This is a genomic window from Pseudomonas umsongensis (assembly GCF_012647205.1).
In the GTDB taxonomy this organism is placed as follows: domain Bacteria; phylum Pseudomonadota; class Gammaproteobacteria; order Pseudomonadales; family Pseudomonadaceae; genus Aquipseudomonas; species Aquipseudomonas umsongensis.
Map to the genome: position 1 here is coordinate 1,408,569 of NZ_CP051487.1, position 18,637 is coordinate 1,427,205.

Genomic DNA, 18,637 nt, shown 5'->3' on the forward strand with positions numbered 1-18,637 from the left:
AGTGTTCTTTGACTGACCACGGCGCAACGCGAAAGGTTTAATGACTGATGCGTGCGGTCTTCGCCGAGCAGTTCTCATATTCGGAAATAACTGTGTTTGTCTTTGAAACCTATTGGCCGATGGGCCGTGGTTTTATCGCTGCGCTGTTCGTCCTGCGCGTCTTGCCAGGGCCGACAGCGAGCCCGTCGACCATGAATATGAAAAGGAACATTCAGATGAAGTCAGTTCGTGCAGGGCATTTGCGCGCCGATTTGATCACGGAGAGTGGGAAGCTCCTCGCGTTTCGGGCAGCGCCAACGCTCGACTATTTCGAACAGCCAGGCTTGCACTGCCTTGGCGCGAGCGATGGTCTGGACAAGGCGTTTTATCTCTATCTGCCGCAGGGTATCGACAGCGGCAGGTTTCATCTGGGATTGAGTGAACGCTCCCCGATGATCATTCATGTGACGGGCAGTTCGGAAGCGGAGTTGTATCGAGGCGCGCTTGAATTGACGGTGGGAGGCGACGCACAGTTTGCCGGAAGTTTCCGCGGCCTGGATGCCGACGGCATCGAGGTGGAAAACGGCAGCTTCAGGCTTGAGCGTGAAGCCAGTTGAGTGACGGAAGCCAGTCAGCCTGGCTCCCGTTTCAAGGGTTGAACGCTTATTTCAAGTTGCCGCTGAGGAACTGTTTCAGACGCTCGCTCTTCGGGTTGCCCAGCACATCCTCCGGCGCGCCTTCTTCCTCCACCAGGCCCTGGTGCAGGAACAACACCTGGCTCGATACTTTGCGCGCGAAGCTCATTTCATGGGTGACCATGATCATGGTCCGGCCTTCTTCGGCCAGGCCCTGGATCACCTTGAGCACTTCACCCACCAGTTCCGGGTCGAGCGCCGAGGTCGGTTCGTCAAACAGCATCACTTCCGGTTCCATGGCCAACGCGCGAGCAATCGCCACCCGTTGTTGCTGGCCACCGGAAAGGAATGCCGGGTATTGATCCGCTACGCGTGCTGCCAGCCCGACCTTGTCGAGGTAACGTCGGGCGCGGTCTTCGGCTTCCTGCTTGCTGCAGCCCAGCACCCGGCGTGGGGCCATGGTGATGTTTTCCAGCACCGTCATGTGGCTCCACAAGTTGAAATGCTGGAACACCATGGCCAGGCGGGTGCGGATTCTTTGCAGTTCATCGGCATCGGCCACGTGCATGCCATGACGATCCTTGATCATGCGAATGGCCTGGCCGTCGAGGCTCATGGCCCCATCGTTGGGCTGTTCGAGGAAGTTGATGCAGCGCAGGAAGGTACTTTTTCCGGAGCCGCTGGCACCGATCAGGCTGATGACATCGCCCGTGTTGGCCTTGAGCGAAACGCCCTTGAGCACCTCATGATCGCCATAGCTTTTATGCAGGCCTTCAATGGTCAGTTTGTACATGGAGCATGCATCCTCAAGGCGAAAGTAGGTAGCCGCTGCGATAGGCTTCGGCGCCCGCGACGTGGGCGATCACCATGCCGGCGGTGGCCATGCGGCGCAGCGAGCGGGCGTACATCAGGCCGGCGGCAGTGCAATGGACAGGCGTGACACGGTCGCTGATGGGGTCAATGATTTCGGCGATCAGTTGCCCGGCTTCCAGGTATTGCCCCGGCAGCGCACTGAACACCAGCAGCCCGCCAACAGGCGTCGCCACGGGTTCCACTCCGGCCAGGGGGGTGGCCGGGTAGGGCAGGTCGGGCAATGGCGCCGACTCACCGGCAATCGCGCCGAAATGAATCAGATAGTCGATCAGCGCCTGGCTGTCCTGGCTGGCCAGCGGGTGGTTGACGTCGCCCTGGCCGCGCAGCTCGACGGTGACCGAAAAGCTCCCCGGCGGAATATCGAAGTGCTCGCCGAAGCGCTCCTTCAATTGCCACCAGAGCAGCGTGAAGCATTCATCGAACGACTGGCCACCGGAGTCGGTGGCCAACAGGCTGGCTTCGGAACCGATGTAGCGAGCCAGCGGCTCGACCTGTGGCCAGGCTTCGGGCGTGGTGTACAGGTGCGCCACTGCTTCGAAGTCACAATGCAGGTCCAGCACCATGTCGGCATCGCAGGCCAGCCGTTGCAGGGTCAGGCGCTGGGATTGCAGCTGGGTGCTGGCGGTCTGCCGCGCCAATGCCTGGCGCAGGTTGTTGCGGATCAGTTCGAGGTTGCGCTGCGGGTCGTCGCCGAGTTGGCCTTCGATCGCGTTGCCCACCTCTTCGCTCAAATCGATGAACCAGCGGTTGAAGTTCTGCCCACTTTCGAGCTCATAGCGCCCCAGCGGTACATCCATCAACACTTGCTCCAGGCCCGGCGGGTTGGCCACGGGCACCAGGACGATTTCACTGCGCAGCCGGCCGGCGGCTTCCAACTCCGCCAGGCGTTGCTTGAGGTGCCACGCCACCAGCATGCCGGGCATTTCATCGGCGTGCAGGGACGACTGGATGTAGATCTTGCCATTGGCCGGTTGCGGCCCGAAGTGAAAACTGTGGATCTGTCGTGCGGTCCCCGGCAGTGGGGCCAGCAAGTCATGTATCTGGTGGCGCATTTGTCGTGTTTCCCGAAGCGGGGTCCTAGTGAGTCGGCCCGAGGAAGGCCAGCCATCGGCGTTCGGCGAGGCGGAACAGGCCGACCAGCGCAAAGGTGACGGTCAGGTAGATCAGCGCGGCGATCCCGAACGACTGGAAGGTCAGGAAGGTCGCCGAGTTGGCGTCCCGAGCGACTTTCAGGATGTCCGGGATAGTCGCAGTGAACGCCACGGTGGTCGAGTGCAGCATCAGGATCACTTCGTTGCTGTAGTACGGCAACGAGCGACGCAGCGCCGAAGGCATGATCACGTAGGCATACAGCTTCCAGCCTGTCAGGCCGTAGGCCTTGGCGGCTTCGACTTCGCCGTGGGCCATGCTGCGGATCGCCCCGGCGAAAATCTCCGTGGTGTAGGCGCAGGTGTTCAGGGCGAACGCCAGGATGGTGCAGTTCATCGCATCGCGAAAGAAGCTGTCGAGCAGCGGTTGCGCGCGCACGGCGGCCAGGCTGTAGATCCCGGTGTAGCAGATCAGCAGCTGGATATACAAAGGCGTGCCGCGAAACAGGTAGGTGTAGAACTGCACCGGCCAGCGAATGTAGAAGTGCGGTGAAACCCGGGCGATCGACAACGGAATCGAGACGATGAAGCCGATGAAGATCGATGCACTGAGCAACCACAGGGTCATGGCCAGGCCGGTGATGTTCTGACCGTCGGTGTAGAGGAAGGCTTTCCAGTATTCCTGCAGGAGTTCGATCATCGCACAGCCTCCCGGGTACCCGCGGCATAGCGGCGTTCGAGCCAGCGCAGAATGACGTTGGAGGCGCTGGTGATCGCCAGGTAGATCAGGGCGGCGAGCACCAGGAAGTAGAACAGCTGATAGCTGCTTTTACCCGCATCCTGGGCCGCCTTGACCAAGTCGGCGAGGCCGATGATCGACACCAGTGCAGTGGCCTTGAGCATGACCATCCAGTTGTTGCCGATACCCGGCAGGGCATAGCGCATCATTTGCGGAAACACCACGATACGGAACCGCTGGCCGCGCTTGAGTCCGTAGGCCGTGGCTGCTTCGACCTGCCCGCGAGGCACGGCGAGGATCGCGCCGCGGAAGGTTTCGGTGAAGTAGGCGCCGTAAATGAAGCCCAGGGTCAGTACCCCGGCGCTGAACGGGTTGATCTCGATGTATTCCCATTCCATGTAATCGGTGAGCGACGTCAGCCAGGTTTGCAGGCTGTAGAAGATCAGCAGCATCAGCACCAGGTCTGGCACCCCGCGAATCAGCGTGGTGTAGCACTGTGCAAGCAGGCGTAGCAGTTTGACTTTCGACAGCTTGGCACTGGCGCCGAGTAGACCGAGCAATACGGCCACCAGCAGCGACATCGCCGATAACTTGATGGTCATCCAGGTGCCTTCCATCAGCAGCGGGCCAAAGCCCTTGAGGCTGAAGGCGGAGAGCCCCAGTGTGTTTAAGAGGTTTTCGAACATAAATCAGCAACCTGATCGGATGAAAAAAGCGCCCATCGCGAGATGGGCGCCGGGCATTACTTGCCGCTGTACAGGTTCAGATCGCCGAAGTGTTTCTTTTGAATAGTGGCGTAGGTGCCATCATCGTGTAACGCTTTGATACCTTTATCCAAAAGTGCTTTCAGCTCGGTGTTACCTTTCTTAATGCCGATTGCCGTCTTGGCGGGCAGCAGTTCGCTGTCAACCGGCTTGCTGACTTCGTAGCCTTCACCTTTTGGCGACTTCAAGAAGCCCAGTTCGGCTTGCAGCATGTCCTGGATCGCGGCGTCCAGACGGCCGGAAGTCAGGTCGGAATACACCTGGTCCTGGTTCTGATAGGCCTGGGTCTTCACGCCGGCCTTATCCAGCACAGCCTTGGCGTAGGCTTCCTGGATGGTGCCTTGTTCGTAGCCGACGGTCTTGCCCTTGAGCGACGCGACGTCTTCGGTCAGGCCGGAACCTTTCTTGAACACGTAGGCGGTTGGACCGGAGAACAGTTCGCTGGAGAAGTCGATGACTTTTTCGCGGGCCGGGGTGACGGTCATCGAAGAGATCACGCCGTCGAATTTATTGGCCTTGAGGCCAGGAATCATGCCGTCGAAGTCGCTTTCGACCCATTTGCACTTGACCTTCAGCTCAGCGCAGATCGCGTTCCCCAGGTCGATGTCGAAGCCTACCAGGCTGCCGTCGGCCGCTTTCGACTCGAACGGCGCGTAGGAAGGGTCAACACCAAAACGCAATTCCTTGTATTCCTTTGCCAGCGCGGAACCGGCTGCCACGCACAACGCCAGTGCAGAAAGGGTCAGCAATGCTTTTTTCATTATTCAATCCCTAAGAACCAATATGAGCGCTTGTGGCGCAGAATTATTGTTACTGGTAAGCGTAAGCCCTAATGAAAGTAGCAATTTCCGAACCAGAGTACCGAACAAGCGTTTAAAAGGTATTCGGGAAATTGCAGGAGGGGATTAGTGCACGAAAATGGGCGTCGTGAAAAGCCTGCACTTTTGTGGTTCTGCACAGCGCTCGCATACAGCGGTTCAGCCGAGCAGATCCTGTAATGTACCCAGGTGATCAGCCTCTTCGACCGATTTGTCCTGCCGCCAGCGCAGCATCCGCGGAAACCGCACCGCAATCCCGCTTTTGTGCCGTTTGGACAAGGCGATGCCTTCGAAACCCAGTTCAAACACCAGGCTCGGCTTGACGCTGATCACCGGGCCGAATTTTTCTACCGTGGTTCTGCGCACGATGTTGTCGACCTGGCGCATTTGTTCATCGGTCAACCCTGAATAGGCCTTGGCAAACGGCACCAGCGCGCGTTCGCTGGCGTCGGGTGGCGCGTCCCAGACGGCGAACGTGTAATCGCTGTAGAGACTGGCGCGGCGGCCATGGCCGCGCTGTGCATAAATCAGCACCGCGTCGACACTGAACGGGTCGACTTTCCATTTCCACCAGACCCCCATGTCCTTGGTGCGACCGACGCCGTAGAGCGCGTCCCGAGCCTTGAGCATCATGCCTTCGACCCCGAGCCGGCGCGATGCTTCCCGCTGGCGGGCGAGGTCGAACCAGTCTTCGCCGGTCAATAAGGGCGAGGCGAGCAGCAGAGGATTGTTGGCCTGGGTGATTACCTTCTCCAGTTGACTGCGCCTCCGGTTTTGCGGCTGATTGCGCCAATCCTCGCCTTGCCATTCCAGCAAGTCGTACGCGAGGATGACCACCGGCACGTCATTGAGAATCTTGCGGGTGAGGTTTTTCCTGCCGATCCGCTGCTGCAACAGGGCGAAAGGTTGTACGGCAGGGGAATCCGGAGGCGGATCGAAGGCATCTTCGGTCCCTGTGTGAGCGGCTTTCCAGGCGACGATCTCGCCGTCGATCACGGTGCCGTCGGGCAAGCAGTGGATCATACTGTCAAATTCAGGAAAGCGATCGGTGACCAATTCTTCACCGCGCGACCAGATCCATAGGCGTCCTTCGCGTTTGACGATCTGGGCGCGGATGCCATCCCACTTCCATTCGACCTGCCACTGGCTGGCGGTGCCGAACAGCGCTTCGAATTGTTCGACCGGTTGTGCCAGGGCATGGGCGAGGAAAAACGGATACGGCTGACCGCCGCGTTGCGCATGTTCGTCGGGAGATTGCGCGGCGATCAACTTCAAGTAGCTGGCGGCAGTGGGGCGGTTGGACAAATCGGTGTAGCCGACCATTCGTTGGGCCACGCGCTTGCTGTCCAGGCCAGTCATGGAGGCCAGCGCTCGGGTCACCAGCAACTTCGAGACACCGACGCGAAAGCTGCCGGTGATCAACTTGATGCACAGCATAAGGCTGGGGCGGTCCAGTTGCGACCAGAGAGCGGGCAGGCGTTCGGCGAGCACCTGCGGGGATTCGCCGCGCAATGGCAGCAGTTTTTCTTCGATCCATACCGCCAATCCGTCGCTGGAGCGATAAGGCGATTCGGGCAACACCAGGGAAATCGTTTCCGCCAGGTCGCCCACCGCCTGGTAGCTTTCTTCGAACAGCCACGCCGAAAGCCCGGAATACGCGACTGCCAACTCCCGCAGGACGCGCACCGGCACTAATTGCCTGGGGCGTCCTCCGGACAGAAAGTACACCGCCCACGCGGCATCTTCCGGCGCGGCCTGAGCAAAATACTCTTGCATCGCCGCCAGCTTGGCGTTGCTCGATGTCGTGGCGTCGAGTTCGGCGTACAGCTGGGCGAAAGCCTTCATGGCAGTGCCTCGACGCTCTCGGCTTCGGCGGTCGATGCCTCCTCATCGTCACCGTACTCGGTGCGAAAGCCCTGGGCATCGAGGCCTTGTTCACGCAGGTGGCGCACCAATACCGCGACGGAACCGTGCGTGACCATTACCCGCTCAGCGCCAGTCTGTTCGATGGCCCACAGCAATCCCGGCCAGTCTGCGTGATCGGACAACACGAAACCGCGATCCACCCCACGTCGCCGACGCGTTCCGCGCAAGCGCATCCAGCCGCTGGCGAAACCGTCGCTGTAGTCGCCGAAACGGCGCATCCAGGTGCTGCCACCGGCCGAAGGCGGAGCGATGACCAGCGCTTTGCGCAGAATCGGATCGTTTTTTTGGAAATCGCCAGCGTAGAGCGTTGGCGGCAGGTCTATGCCGGCCTCGCGATAGACACGGTTCAGCGGCTCCACCGCGCCATGCGTCAGGATCGGCCCGAGGCTGGCATCGATGCCATGGAGAATGCGCTGGGCCTTGCCGAAGGAATAACAGAACAGCACGCTGGCTTTATCTAGCTCGGCATTGGCCTGCCACCATTGATTGATCTCGGCAAAGACCTGCGCCTGGGGCTGCCAGCGATAGATCGGCAGGCCGAATGTCGACTCGGTGATGAAGGTGTGACAGCGCACCGGTTCGAACGGTGCGCAGGTGCCGTCGGGTTCGATCTTGTAGTCACCTGACGCCACCCAGACTTCCCCGCCATATTCCAGGCGCACCTGGGCCGAGCCGAGGACGTGGCCGGCGGGGTGGAAACTCAGGGTAACGCCGTGATGCAGCAACCGCTCGCCATACGCCAGGGTTTGCAGGTCGATGTCCTGGCCCAGTCGTGCCCGCAGTATCCCTTCACCGGGTGCTGCCGCCAGGTAGTGCTGGTTGCCGGTGCGGGCGTGGTCGCCATGGGCGTGGGTGATGACCGAACGCTCGACCGGCCGCCACGGATCGATGTAGAAATCGCCGGCGGGGCAGTACAAGCCTTCAGGGCGCGCGATGACAAGGTCCACGTTGCTGTCCAAGTGCAGGGGCTTGTTAGCTAGGAGGCTGGCGCGGGCGAAGAAGTTCTATCGGGAATTCCCGGGTAAACAACCTACCCCCTGTAGGAGCTGCCGCAGGCTGCGATCTTTGACCTTGTTTTTTCAAAGATCAAGATCAAAAGATCGCAGCCTGCGGCAGCTCCTACAGGGAATGTGGTTATTTTCCAGGTGTCAGGGTCAGGCGCTTGGTTCCATACACCCGGTCGAAATTCTCCGGCTGCATTGGCAAGCTCTGATACTGCCCCTTCAGCCATGGCTCGATACCGTTGAGGTAGTTCGGGCTGGCCGGGTTGCCGGACTGGCCGGTGGCGATCTGGCCCATCAGCGGTTCGGGTTGGCCGAAGTCGACGATCAGGCGCATGGCCGGCACCCGTGTGGTGTTGAAGTCTTGGCCCACGGAATAGGCGGCCGTGTTGAGGGTGGTGTGGTCGCCGCCGGCTGGCTGCGGACCTCGCACGGTCTGGCCGCTGGCGTTCTTCCACTCATAGCGGTGAAGTTTGCCCCACTGCCAGGCTTTATGATCGCCACCCAACTGACTGTCGCCAGCGGTGATCGCCGCTGCCAGGCTGCGGGCGAGGATCGCCGGTTTGTCTTCTTTCTGCGCGGTGTGCACATCATCCCAGAATGGACTGTCTTCGCGCCCCAGCAAGTGATCGGCCTGCGCCGCGTAAGACAAGCTGCCATTGGCGATGAAAGCTTGCCACGCCGGGCTGCCTTGTGGCCCCAATTCATCGAGGAAAATCTGCCGGGTGCTTTCCTGCAGGAACAGCTGGTAGATGGCCGCATCGGCGGAGGTCGGGCTGAGTTTGCCGTCAAATGCCATCAAGCGGGTCAGGGCCTCGCGTGCCTTGCCGCGATCCGCCACGGGCAAGGCCTCGATGGCCTGCTTGAGCGGCTGTGACATCCCCGGTGCTTCGAACATTTTCTTCAGTTTGGCGGCGAAGGTGGTGGTCTGGTCGTACTGCATGGCGATCAGGCTACGGGTGTCGTGCTTGCCCACGCCGGCCAGTTCGGCCAGGCGCTCGCCACGTTCCGGTGCCGACCAGGAGTTGGATAGCTGCATGCCATAGCCATGGGGAATGACCCGCTGGTTGGCGGTGCCGAGCCAGCCTTGGGCCGGGTCCTGATCGTAGGGGTGCAGCATCGGGTCGGCGTAACCGTCCCAATCGTAACGTCCCTCCCAACCAGGCGAGGGCAACAGGCCTTCGCCTTCGCGGCGGTTTGGATAGCGGCCGGTGACTTGCCAGCCAATGTGGCTGGCATCGGCGAACATCAGGTTCAAGGTAATGGCGCGAATCTCGCGGCTGGCGTCCGAGGCTTTCTCGACATTCTGCGCCCGGGACAGGTCAAAGAAGGCGTCCAGGCTCTTGTCGTCGGTAAAGTTCGGCGTTTGCAAGGCCAGGCCGAAACCGCTGCCCTGCGCCAGGCCCTGGGCACTGTTGAGCAGGGGACCGTGGCGGGTTTCGAATATCGCTTCGCGAATCGGCCGCTGGCCTTTGACGAAGTAGGTTTCATTGCGCACGATCGCCGGCTGCCACTTGCCAGCGGTTTCGTAGGACAGCCCATTACCCTGGCGTTTGATTTTTTCCAGGAACAGGTCCTGGTTGTCGCCCATGACGCTGGTCATGCTCCAGGCCACTTTGCCATTGAAACCACCCAGGATCATCGGCAACCCGGCGAGGGTCACACCGGAAGCCTGGTACTTCGATGTGCGGATCTGCACGTAGCTAAACAGCGCCGGTACCCCCATCGGCCCGTGGCTGTCGCTGGCCAACAGGCTTTTACCGCTGCGGCTGCGCTGCGGGGCAATGGCCCAGTTGTTCGATGAGGTGGCGCCCAGTAGATTAAGCTCGGACAGCTGGCCGGTGGCCTTGCTGATCTCGGCCAGCCCCGGTACCTGCCCGCTGAGCTTGATGCCTTGCAGCTTTTCACTTTCGGCCAGTGGCAGTTTTTCATCCGGGGCCGAAGGGGTCAGCCACGGCAGTTTGTCGGTAGTGACGCTCTGGGCCAGCACCAGCGAGGCAATTTCCTCGGGCAGGTTGGCTGACTGACTGAAGTTGAGCAGGCAGAAAATCAGCGCCGAGTCTTCCGGCTTCCAGTACTCGGGCTTGTACCCGGTGGCGGCGAGGTCGGCAGGCAGCTTGTCGCGGTAGCGGAACAGATAGGCGTTGACCCCGCGGGCATAGACTTCGAAGAAGCGCTTGAGTCGCGGTGAGGAGGCCTTGTACAGCTCGCCAGCGCTCTTCTTCAGGTTGACCGCGCGCATATAGCGGTCGGCGTCCAACAGGTCCGCTCCCTGCATCTCGGCCAATCGACCCTGGGCGAGCAAACGCAGGGTGACCATCTGGGTGATGCGGTCACTGGCGTGCACATAGCCGAGGGAGAACAGTGCGTCGTGGAAAGTGCTGCTTTCGATCAACGGCATGCCCATCGCATTGCGCCGAACCGAAACGTTCTGCGCCAGGCCTTTGAGCGGCTGTACGCCGGAGGTGGGCGGGAGGGTGTCCTGGGCATTGAAGCTCTGACAACCGGTCAGGCTCAAGACACCCGCCACTGCTGCGGCAACGCCGAACCGGGGTAGAAAATGTGAAAGGGCTGGCGAGGCCATGGCAAAGCTCCTGCGGGGGGTAAAGGCGGCGGCGCGCAATAAAGGCGCTACGTTAGTGAGCAGGAGGGGGGCGCGCAAGCGGGATGCGGGGTTATTTCAACAATCGGCCGGGCGGTGCCATCGGTCGAGCCTGTTATTTCTGACAGTAGACATTCCATTGTGCCGGGAAGACGCTGTTTTCCTGCTCACGCTGACTGTGTTCAGCGTTCCTGGCAAATGGAGTCTCTACATGAACAGCAAATGGCTGGTTGCGTTCGTGGCACTCTGCCTCGGAGTTGGCGCACTGTTTTTTTCGGCGAAACAGGCGACAGTCGAGCGCAGCCCCTATGCGTTGTTCGAGCCCGGCATGACGACTGAGCAAAAAGTCATGGTGCAACGACAAATCGAGCGCCAGCTCAGTCGAAAATCGGGAGGCAAGCAAATCAGTACCACTCAAGTGGTATATGACAATGGTGCCGCTGTGGTGACGTTCCCGGTACCCGGCGACGCAGGTCAGTCCGATCGCAACTGTGATTACGGTTACGTCTGTTTCTGGACCGCGTCGGATTTTGCCGGCAGGAAACTGTCATTGCTCAGTACGGCGAAAAACGGGCCCGTCAATCTGTCCGACTATGACATGAGCGCCCAGGTCTTCTCCTGGCAGCACAACAACAAGACCGGCACAGTAAAGATCTTCGGAGTGGATGGGCCGGGCGCGAAGGGCAACATGGTGATGAGCAATATCCGGGAGGTGATCCTGGGCAAGGGCTGTTGTCCGTTCAGCGTTCCCGAAGATGCCCGCGTCGTCGGTACCTGGACGGAGATCAATGCCCAGAGCCGACTGACCGAGAACAATAGGATCATGAGCATCGCGTTTGCGCCCATGTTCATGTTATTTGCCCATTAGAGGTCGAGCTTCCCACCGGAGCAGCCCTTGGGCGCGCTGAACCGATTTTGTCCTCGATACTGGCCGACTAGTGGCCTTGCAAGCCGAAGACCGATGTCTATGCTGACGTCTAACTAACCATGCCGACCGTTATCGCCGGCATTGGATCATCGAGCCAAGCTGCCAGAGTGCGCAATTCAAGGCACCGACACACTTGCAGGAAGCTGTCTGGAAATGGAGTTCGCTTATGAGCACGTTAGGGCTGGCCCGACGCCGGGCTATCAAGAGAAGGATGTCTTGATGGGAGTGTCGCGATAAGGACTTCCTTCGATCGAACATCACCTATCACCTGTTCATTCCTCCTTTTTGGAGGGATGCGTGTACCTGTTCTATTGAACGTAGTGGTGGATTTGAAAGACCAGCAACTTTCATAAACGCGCATAGGTGGTACGACCATGTTTAACCTGCATCACAAGGCTGACCTGCTGGAAATCGAACGTTTCAGCTGCGCGCTGACTGAGGCCAACGCCAAGCTGGCTGCCGTCAGCCGGTCGATGGCGATGATTGAATTCAGTCCCGATGGCATTGTCCTCGATGCCAACGAGAATTTTTGCAAGGTCATGGGTTACAGCGCCGACGAAGTGCGCGGCAAACATCACCGGATGTTCTGTGAAGAGGCGTTTTACCGCAGCGAGGAGTACGCCAAATTGTGGCGCGATCTGGCTCGGGGCGAACCGATCAGCGGAACCTTTCTGCGCTTGGACAAAAGCGGCAAGGAGATCTGGCTCGAAGCCAGCTACATGCCGGTATTGGGTCCTGATCGGCAGGTGCGCAGCGTGATCAAGGTGGCCACCGATATTTCTGCCAGGGTCATCAAGGAACACGAAAACGAAAGCCGGCTCGCCGCCATTGGTCGCTCCATGGCAGTGATCGAATTCACCCCGGAAGGCCGAGTGATCAGCGCAAACGAAAACTTCCTGAAAACCACCCAGTACTCGCTCCATGAAATCGTCGGTCAGCATCACAGCATGTTCTGTCATCGTGCCGAAGCGGAATCCCAGGGCTACAGGAATTTCTGGGCCTCGCTGAACCGAGGCGAATATCACTCGCATCGTTTCGAGCGCAAGAACAAGCAGGGCCAGACGATATATCTGGAAGCTTCCTATAATCCGTTATTCGACGCCAAGGGCCGCCTGTACAAAGTGGTCAAGTTCGCCAGCGACATCACCCAACAAATGACGACCCTGCAAACCGCCGCGGATTCGGCCCACAGTACCTCGGTGCAAAACGACGCCTGCGCGCGCAAGGGCTCCGAGGTGGTGCAGCAAACGGTGCAGATCATCCAGGACATCTCCAGGGACTTGAACCAGGCGGCGCTGAGCATCGATGCGGTGAGCCAACAGTCCGACATCATCGGCACCATCGTCCAGACCATCCGCGGGATTGCCGATCAGACCAACTTGCTGGCGCTCAACGCCGCCATCGAAGCGGCCCGTGCCGGCGAGCATGGGCGAGGGTTTGCCGTGGTGGCCGATGAAGTGCGCAGCCTTGCCGCACGCACCAGCCAGGCCACCCTGGAAATTGTCGATGTGGTGCGCAAGAACCACGACCTGTCATTGAGTGCGGTGTCGAGCATGCAGTCGAGCCTGAGTCGAACCGGGCTGGGCGTGGAGCTGGCGAACGAGGCGGGGGAGGTGATCCTGGAAATCCAGCAGGGATCGCGACATGTGGTGGACGCGATCAGCCAGTTCAACTCGACCTTGCAGTTGAACTGATCACCCCCTTGATTTCCCTGTAGGAGCGAGCTCTGCTCGCGATGGTCGTCAACGATGACGCGGGGATCCTGGCGCCCCGCGTCGTTCTCGGGTTCATCGCGAGCATGCTCGCTCCTACAACAACCATCACCGCGTCGTTACAGCGAGGCGATGAGCTTGTCCACACCCTCGATACTGGTGTGTTCACCCCTGCGCTGGTCTTTCTCGGCTGCAGCCATCTGCGCCTTCTCCCGCACGCGCTGGGCTATTTCTTCGCCGATGGCTTGTTGTTTCTCCGGTGGCATCTGATCGATCTCCTCCTGGGTCAAGCCCATCTCTTGCAGGATCGCATCGCGCATGCGCTGTTCCGGGGTCTTGCTCATGTAGTCCTTGAATTCGGCTGTCGCTGAACCATCGCCGATCCTGTCCTTGACGTCGTCGGGCAGCGGCGCGGAGGTTGCCTGCAGGCCAACGCGGGTCTTGGCGAACGCTTCGTCGACGTTATCGCTGATGCGAGTGGCTTCATTCACCTGTTGCGTGGACAGTTGCGTGGCGGATTCCTCGACCTGGGTGCTGGTTTGCGTGGTTTGCGCCTGCAGGTTGTTCTGCAAGGCCTGCGTCATGACGCTTTGCAGGCCGGCGGCGGCTTCAGCTGTCGGATCCTCACCGGGGCGCTTGGGAAGGGGGGTTACCAGGTTTGATTTTGCACTGACCAACATGATAAGCAGACCTTGTAGGTATTGGCGGTACAGTGCTTCAGCAAATAGTATGCCCGTAGATAAAATATCAATTAAATCAGATTGTTAGAATTATTTAACCCGGTAGGCAAGGTGGGTTTGCGGTCAGGCCTTGCCGCCGGGCGGCAGCGGTCGACCGCTATCGGAAGTGGCTCAAGGCAAGCCGTTACAGCAGTGTTTGAGAAAACCCGGGTGTTGCGCCAGGCGTTTGAAATACTCGTCGACGGCCGAATAGTCGGGACGCTCGATGGGCGTCATCAGCCAACGGTTGACCGAGAGGCCGATGACAATGTCGGCCACGGTGAATTTTGCCCCGGCGACATACGCCTTGGTGGTTGCGAGCTGATGTTCGAGGATGGCCATTTTCTGGTTCCAGCCGCGCACACTGATGTCGATGCGATGAGCATCCTGGTATTCCGGATCCTTGCGCACCAGCGCCATGAACGCATAACTCCACGACGAGTTGAGATCGGTGGCTTGCCAATCCATCCACTGTTCCACCCGGGCGCGGGCGGCCGGTTCGCCGGGTAGCAGCTCCGTGTGGTGATGCTGGTGCCTGGCGCAGAGGTAGCGGCATATGGTGTTGGACTCCCACAGCACACCGGCCTCATCGATGATCACCGGTACCTGTGCGTTGGGGTTGTACCGGAGAAACTCAGGGCTGTGGGTCGAGGCGAAACCGCTGCCCCAATCCTCGCGTTCGTAGGAAAGGCCCAACTCCTCACAGGTCCACAGGACCTTCCTGACGTTGATCGACGAGGCTTTTCCCAGAATCTTCAGTGTGTGTTCCATTGTGCTACTCCGTTAGCGTATGTGCGCTTCAGGAAATTAACAGTTTTTCAGCCACAGCGAGCACTCAGCGGGATGAGAAACACATTCAAGACTAGTTGAAATCCCAAGGCATGGGCGTCGCACCGCTTGACGGTACGGCGTGTTGGATCGGGTGAATTTCGCTCCTTATTTCTCGCCTTGGAATAGACCGGTCCAGATAGGCCAAGAGCAGGCGCTGGGAATCTGTTGGTTGAGGATGGGTTGGCGCAGGACCCAGCCCTGAAGCTGTTGGTCGATGAACACCGGGGTGGATACGATGCACTCGCCTTGGGGCGCAACCTTGGCTTGATCCACTGAAACGAACAGCGGACCAGGCAGATCGAACACGGTCTTGGACCGGCTTACCAAGCCTGTGTCCTTGCTGGCGTAGCATTCATTTCTACGTCCTGTGAGGTCAGTGGTCATGACGCCTGCATCTTCCATGCTCGAATGCCAGACATCCATTACGACGGCAGGGCCCTCGCCCTTCGGGTGAGCGGCCAGACAGTTTTTTATCGCTGGAATGAAGTGTGGATCTGTCAGGAGGTGAGTCCAATCACTCGGCTGCGACACTTGCGCCTCAGATACCTGTCCGAGCGAGAGCATCAGCAGGGAGGTCATGAAGATCGTCTTGCGCATAGGAATGTCAGCCGGGAACGGAATTTGCGGATTCTGTATCCGCCATCCGTGAAGCGCAGGACAAAATGTGTTTCGAAATACCGCTGCGGGGCCGGACTGCCTCGTAGGCGTGGTCACCAGGAGGCATCCGGTTTCGCGGCGCTATCGTTTCACAGCGGGGAAGCACCGGTCTCACGTACTCTCGCGCACCTTCAACTCAAACCCCATGTCCTGCACCGGTTTGGCCACGGTGTTACCGGCCATCAATGTGAGCATCTGCTCCGCCGCACGACGGCCGATGGCTTCGCGCGGTGTGTTGATGCTGCTCAGGCGCGGGACCATGTGTTCCGACATCGGCAAATCGTTGAAGCCAAGAATCGCCACCTGTTCGGGAATCTTGATCCCGCAGCGCATGGCCTCAAGCAGGGCGCCCTGGGCCAGGTCGTCGTTGCCGAAGAAAATCGCATCGACGTCCGGGTGACTGGCCAGCAGTTGCAGAAACAGCTCGCCGCCCAAGCCGACGGACGAGGCGCGCGGGGTCAGCACTTCCAGGTCGGGGTCATACAGGCCGGCCTTTTTCAGGGCTTTGCGAAAACCTTCACCGCGCAACAGAGTGCGTTGGTCCAGCTGCGCACCGATGTAGGCCAGGCGCTTGCGCCCACGCGAGAGTAAATGCTCGGCCGCCGTTTCGCCGGCAGCCAGTTGCGAGAAGCCGACGCAATTGAGCCCGGCAGCACTGTCGAGCTCCATCATGTACACGCACGGGATGTTGCTGGCTTCGATCATCCGTCGCGAACTTTCGGTGCGGTCGAAGCCGGTCAGCAGCAAGCCTCGGGGTTGATAGGCCATATAGTTGCGCAGCAGGTTTTCTTCTTCGTCGCGCGAGTAATGGAAGTTGCCGATCAGCACCTCGAAGCCCTTGGGGCGCAACACCTGATGAATGGCTTCCAGGGTGTCGATGAACAGCAGGTTGGACAAGGACGGCACCAATACCACCACCGAATGGCTCTGCGCCGAAGCCAAGGCACGGGCCGCGGGGTTGACCACGTAGTTGAGTTCCAGCGCGGCTTTCTGGACTTTTTCCACCAGTTCGGTGGCCACCGTACTGACCCCGCGCAAGGCGCGCGAAGCGGTAATCGGACTGACACCGGCCAGGCGTGCCACTTCGTTCAGGGTTGGGCGGCCAGTGGTGCGGGTATTTTTATCGTTTTTAGTTGAAGTCATCGACGGCTTGCCAAACAAAATTCAAGGCACTAAGGTAGCGCTGTCTCGATGCAGCTGCAAATGCGTAAGTGGGGGTTCGCCTGATCCTCGCTTTTTGGCATTGGGACAAACATGCTGCAACCCACAAAAATGACAAGAAGGCGTCGGCAACTTCTACTTTTGATCCAGTGTCATAGCTTGCAAAGGTAGCGCTGTCTGCGCGCTGAGGTGTTACATGAATCATCCCATCACCGCCCTGGTCATCATGGGCGTTGCCGGTTGCGGCAAGACGTGCGTCAGCGAAGCCCTGTGCCAACTGAGCGGCGCCACTGCCATTGAAGGCGACTCTTTCCATCCTGCCGCCAATATCGAAAAGATGAGCGCGGGAATTCCCCTGAACGATGAAGACCGTGCCGGCTGGCTCGACAGCCTGTGCGATGAGTTGCGCCGCATCGATGCGCTGGGTCAGCGCCCGGTGTTGACCTGCTCGGCGCTCAAGCACATCTACCGCGAACGCCTGCGCAGTGCCTTGCCAGGCCTGGGTTTTGTGTTCCTGGAGCTGACCCCGGAAGTCGCCGCCGAACGCGTCTCCCATCGGCCAGGCCATTTCATGCCGGCAACCTTGATCGAAAGTCAGTTCGCCACCCTCGAGTCTCCCAAGGGCGAGCCACTGACATTGGCGCTCAATGCCTCGATCCACAGCGTTGACGAACTGGCTGTCCAGGCACACCTCTGGTGGCTCGAGCATGGCTTGAAGCGCGCCAGTTAATTTTTTGCTTGTAGAGATAGCGCTGTCCTTATGGCTTTCGAATTACCCGCTTTAATAACAACAACAACCAGGAGACACCCCTAATGTTTGGCATGTCCCACGAGACGTTTCTGCTGCTTGACGCAGTGGTCACGGTTATCGGGCTTATCGTCCTGATCACCAAGTTCAAGTTCCACCCTTTCATTGCCCTGATCATCGCCGCCGCTTTCCTCGGGCTGACCTCAGGCATGCCGATCGGCACCATCATCAAGGCGTTCCAGGACGGCTTCGGTGGCGTGCTCGGTTTCGTCGGGATCATCCTGGCGCTGGGGACCATGCTCGGAAAAATGATGGCCGAGTCGGGCGGGGCGGACCAGATCGCCCAGACCCTGATCCGCGCCTTCGGCAAGGACAAGGTGCAGTGGGCAATGATGTTCGCTGCCTTCCTGGTGGGCATCCCGCTGTTCTTCGAAATCGGCTTCGTACTGTTGATCCCGCTGGTGTTCATCGTTGCCCGCCGCACTGGCGTGTCGATCATCAAGATCGGTATCCCGCTGCTGGCTGGTCTGTCCGCGGTGCATGGCCTGGTGCCGCCGCACCCGGGTCCGTTGCTGGCCATCGGTGTGTTCGGTGCCGACATCGGTAAAACCATTCTGTACGGCCTGATCGTTGCGCTGCCGACGGCGATCATTGCCGGCCCGATCTTCGGTACGTTCATCGCCAAGCACATTCCCGGTCATCCGAATCAGGAACTGGTGGACCAACTGGCGCGTGAGTCGGATGCAGGCGATCTGCCGAGCTTCGGCATCACCCTGGTCACCGTGTTGTCGCCAGTGTTCCTGATGCTGCTGAAAACCTTTGCCGATGTGGTGCTGCCGGACGGCAACTTCTTCCGCACTTTCATGGACCTGATCGGTCACCCGATCTCCGCGCTGCTGTTGGCGTTGCTTCTGTCGCTGTACACCTTCGGCTACAAGCAGGGCATCGGTTCGCAACAGATGCTCAAATGGCTGGACGCGAGCCTCGCACCGACTGCCGCGATCATCCTGATCATCGGTGCCGGTGGTGGCTTCAAGCAGATGCTGGTGACCAGCGGCGTGGGTGACGTGATCGGCCACATGGCGGTGGCCGCGCAGATTTCGCCGATCCTGCTGGCGTGGCTGGTGGCGGCGGTGATTCGTATTGCCACCGGTTCGGCGACCGTTGCAACCATTACTGGCGCGGGCATCGTGGTGCCGGTGGTGGGGATGATTCCGGGTGTGAACCGTGAGCTGCTGGTCCTGGCCACCGGTGCCGGTTCCTTGATCCTGTCTCACGTGAACGACGCCGGTTTCTGGTTGGTGAAGCAGTACTTCAACATGACAGTGGCAGAGACGTTCAAGACCTGGACAGCGATGGAAACCATCCTGTCGGTGGTGGGGTTGGGCTTTATCCTGTTGTTGTCGTTGTTCGTCTAAGCGTTTCGCCAGACAAAAAAAACCGCAGCGATGCGGTT

The 18,637-nt window shown here is 59.7% G+C and carries 16 protein-coding genes and 2 pseudogenes; 6 read left to right on the forward strand and 12 right to left on the reverse strand.

Annotated features, from left to right (window positions below; genetic code table 11):
• The first annotated feature begins 47 nt into the window (after window positions 1-47).
• Window positions 48-596 carry a hypothetical protein gene (locus tag HGP31_RS06280; protein ID WP_168757328.1) on the forward strand — a complete coding sequence of 183 codons (549 nt, stop codon included), beginning with the start codon at window positions 48-50 and terminating at the stop codon, window positions 594-596.
• A 46-nt stretch (window positions 597-642) separates the two neighbouring features.
• Here HGP31_RS06280 and HGP31_RS06285 read toward each other — a convergent pair whose 3' ends face one another.
• The 8 genes from HGP31_RS06285 to HGP31_RS06320 form a co-directional block, all read right to left on the reverse strand.
• On the reverse strand, window positions 643-1,407 hold the full coding sequence (locus HGP31_RS06285; RefSeq protein WP_020797089.1) for an ABC transporter ATP-binding protein: 765 nt from the start codon (window positions 1,405-1,407) through the stop codon (window positions 643-645).
• 13 nt (window positions 1,408-1,420) lie between these two features.
• The gene (locus HGP31_RS06290; RefSeq protein ID WP_033045305.1) at window positions 1,421-2,539 is read right to left on the reverse strand and encodes a succinylglutamate desuccinylase/aspartoacylase family protein; all 1,119 of its coding nucleotides are present in this window, start codon (window positions 2,537-2,539) and stop codon (window positions 1,421-1,423) included.
• A gap of 25 nt (window positions 2,540-2,564) precedes the next feature.
• Window positions 2,565-3,275: an ABC transporter permease gene (locus HGP31_RS06295; RefSeq protein ID WP_020797087.1), complete on the reverse strand. Its 711-nt coding sequence runs from the start codon at window positions 3,273-3,275 to the stop codon at window positions 2,565-2,567.
• The gene (locus HGP31_RS06300; RefSeq protein WP_020797086.1) at window positions 3,272-4,000 is read right to left on the reverse strand and encodes an ABC transporter permease; all 729 of its coding nucleotides are present in this window, start codon (window positions 3,998-4,000) and stop codon (window positions 3,272-3,274) included. Before HGP31_RS06300 ends, HGP31_RS06295 begins: the two co-directional genes overlap by 4 nt.
• Window positions 4,001-4,056: 56 nt before the next feature.
• Complete coding sequence (locus HGP31_RS06305; protein WP_020797085.1) at window positions 4,057-4,839, reverse strand: transporter substrate-binding domain-containing protein; 783 nt, start codon at window positions 4,837-4,839, stop codon at window positions 4,057-4,059.
• Between the two features lie 216 nt (window positions 4,840-5,055).
• On the reverse strand, window positions 5,056-6,741 hold the full coding sequence (locus HGP31_RS06310) for an ATP-dependent DNA ligase (protein ID WP_168757329.1): 1,686 nt from the start codon (window positions 6,739-6,741) through the stop codon (window positions 5,056-5,058).
• Entirely contained in the window at window positions 6,738-7,769 is a 1,032-nt protein-coding gene (locus tag HGP31_RS06315) for a ligase-associated DNA damage response exonuclease (RefSeq protein WP_151140655.1), read from the reverse strand. Before HGP31_RS06315 ends, HGP31_RS06310 begins: the two co-directional genes overlap by 4 nt.
• 187 nt (window positions 7,770-7,956) lie before the next feature.
• Complete coding sequence (locus HGP31_RS06320; RefSeq protein ID WP_083348335.1) at window positions 7,957-10,407, reverse strand: penicillin acylase family protein; 2,451 nt, start codon at window positions 10,405-10,407, stop codon at window positions 7,957-7,959.
• Here HGP31_RS06320 and HGP31_RS06325 point away from each other — a divergent pair.
• From HGP31_RS06325 to HGP31_RS30915, 3 genes and pseudogenes are all read left to right on the forward strand, one after another.
• On the forward strand, window positions 10,406-11,293 hold the full coding sequence (locus tag HGP31_RS06325) for a peptidase inhibitor family I36 protein (protein ID WP_205896191.1): 888 nt from the start codon (window positions 10,406-10,408) through the stop codon (window positions 11,291-11,293). The two genes, HGP31_RS06320 and HGP31_RS06325, sit on opposite strands and share 2 nt — an antisense overlap.
• Before the next feature lie 539 nt (window positions 11,294-11,832).
• Window positions 11,833-12,501: pseudogene (locus HGP31_RS30910) on the forward strand (PAS domain-containing protein); the annotation flags it as partial.
• A gap of 129 nt (window positions 12,502-12,630) precedes the next feature.
• Window positions 12,631-13,047, forward strand: a pseudogene (locus HGP31_RS30915) (methyl-accepting chemotaxis protein); the annotation flags it as partial.
• A gap of 137 nt (window positions 13,048-13,184) precedes the next feature.
• Here HGP31_RS30915 and HGP31_RS06335 read toward each other — a convergent pair.
• The 4 genes from HGP31_RS06335 to gntR form a co-directional block, all read right to left on the reverse strand.
• The gene (locus HGP31_RS06335) at window positions 13,185-13,745 is read right to left on the reverse strand and encodes a hypothetical protein (RefSeq protein WP_020797079.1); all 561 of its coding nucleotides are present in this window, start codon (window positions 13,743-13,745) and stop codon (window positions 13,185-13,187) included.
• A gap of 171 nt (window positions 13,746-13,916) precedes the next feature.
• A complete protein-coding gene (locus tag HGP31_RS06340; RefSeq protein ID WP_020797078.1) occupies window positions 13,917-14,555 on the reverse strand; it encodes a glutathione S-transferase family protein in 639 nt (212 codons plus the stop codon).
• 165 nt (window positions 14,556-14,720) lie between these two features.
• Complete coding sequence (locus HGP31_RS06345; protein ID WP_168757330.1) at window positions 14,721-15,212, reverse strand: hypothetical protein; 492 nt, start codon at window positions 15,210-15,212, stop codon at window positions 14,721-14,723.
• Between the two features lie 171 nt (window positions 15,213-15,383).
• Window positions 15,384-16,415 carry an HTH-type transcriptional regulator GntR gene (gene gntR / locus HGP31_RS06350; protein ID WP_020797076.1) on the reverse strand — a complete coding sequence of 344 codons (1,032 nt, stop codon included), beginning with the start codon at window positions 16,413-16,415 and terminating at the stop codon, window positions 15,384-15,386.
• A 214-nt stretch (window positions 16,416-16,629) separates the two neighbouring features.
• Between gntR and HGP31_RS06355 the strand changes: the two genes are divergently transcribed.
• Complete coding sequence (locus HGP31_RS06355) at window positions 16,630-17,163, forward strand: gluconokinase (RefSeq protein WP_020797075.1); 534 nt, start codon at window positions 16,630-16,632, stop codon at window positions 17,161-17,163.
• Between the two features lie 83 nt (window positions 17,164-17,246).
• Window positions 17,247-18,599, forward strand: coding sequence for a GntP family permease (locus tag HGP31_RS06360; RefSeq protein WP_020797074.1), 1,353 nt, complete (start codon window positions 17,247-17,249; stop codon window positions 18,597-18,599).
• The last annotated feature ends 38 nt before the right edge of the window (window positions 18,600-18,637 follow it).